This window comes from Nocardia sp. NPDC046763, from assembly GCF_040645495.1.
Lineage (GTDB): Bacteria > Actinomycetota > Actinomycetes > Mycobacteriales > Mycobacteriaceae > Nocardia.
In genome coordinates, this window is record NZ_JBEYYI010000105.1 from 1 (window position 1) to 1062 (window position 1062).

At 70.1% G+C, this 1062-nt stretch carries 1 protein-coding gene and 2 pseudogenes; all 3 read left to right on the forward strand.

Features of this window, described 5'->3' with window-relative positions:
* Window positions 1-212 (forward strand): annotated as a pseudogene (locus ABZ909_RS43700) (copper oxidase); the annotation flags it as partial.
* Between the two features lie 67 nt (window positions 213-279).
* The gene (locus ABZ909_RS43705; protein ID WP_357012419.1) at window positions 280-687 is read left to right on the forward strand and encodes a hypothetical protein; all 408 of its coding nucleotides are present in this window, start codon (window positions 280-282) and stop codon (window positions 685-687) included.
* A gap of 186 nt (window positions 688-873) precedes the next feature.
* Window positions 874-1062 (forward strand): annotated as a pseudogene (locus tag ABZ909_RS43710) (nitrate reductase); the annotation flags it as partial.

The following is a 1062-nucleotide window of genomic DNA, read 5'->3' on the forward strand; positions in this document are numbered from 1 at the left end:
TCCTGGTGAAGTGGCCGTCGGTCGCGGAGCTCGGCTTCGATCCCGATGCGGCGGTCCAGGTGCCGCCCGGCGCGGAGGCCATGGCGCCCACCGGTGCCGGCATGGCGGGCGGTATGGCGGACACCCCGGAGATCCACGGCTATGTGTGGCACTGTCACAACCTCGACCATGCCGACCACGACATGATGCAGCAGATCCGCGTCCAGCCCTGACCTCCGCAGAGTGCGCGAAGTTGCCGGGATGCCACGTCATTTCGGCCGGGATTCCTACACTGCGTGCATGTCGAGATCGGTGGAGGGCCGGTTCGAGGAGATAGCCCGCAAGGCCCGGCGGGTACAGGACGCCATCGACGGCGTGCGGGCTCGCGCCGACGTGGACGGGGTGCGGATCGTGGTCGCCGCGGACGGCCGCATCGCCGCCCTGGAGCTACCGGATTCGCGGATGGCACAGGCGATTTCGCGCGCGCATGAGCAGGCACTCGCGCACGCGCTCGAATGCGCCGATCGCCTGCGAGGTGAACTCACCGCCGATCCCGCGGTGGCGACCGCCTGGCGTCTCTTGATGCGACCGGTCCCGGAGTCGTCGAAAACTACTGAGCCACACGATGACTTGGCACCGCCGCGAGGGGATGCCCCGAACCCGTACGCCCTGCCCGCCGCCGTCCGGCACCGCTACGGTCTGCCCTGAGCCGGGCGGGGTTGCGGGACATTGCCCAGAGGTGTGAAGACCGCCCTTCGGGCCGGCCCGGTGTACTCGCACCGCATCGGCCGGGCTCGGCGGACAGGGTGGGGAGCGCGGCGGGAGCTGGGCGTTTGCTCTGATTAGGATGGCCGCGGACGTGTTTCGGGCCTTCGGGAGAAAGCGGGCGGTTTCATGGATCTGGGTGTCCGCTGGAAGGTGCACGGCGACGGGCGCACTCCCGCGCCGGGGGCGGTGGTGCGGCCGGACGAGCGGCTGTCGTGGCCGCGCACCTTCGGGTTGGGCGCGCAACACGTGGTGGCCATGTTCGGCGCGAGTTTCGTTGCGCCCGTGCTGATGGGGCTCGATCCCAATCTCGCCATC

Coding starts and splice junctions, on each gene's coding strand:
- ABZ909_RS43705 (WP_357012419.1), top strand. CDS start 280: ATGTCGAGATCGGTGGAGGGCCGGTTCGAGGAGATAGCCCGCAAGGCC.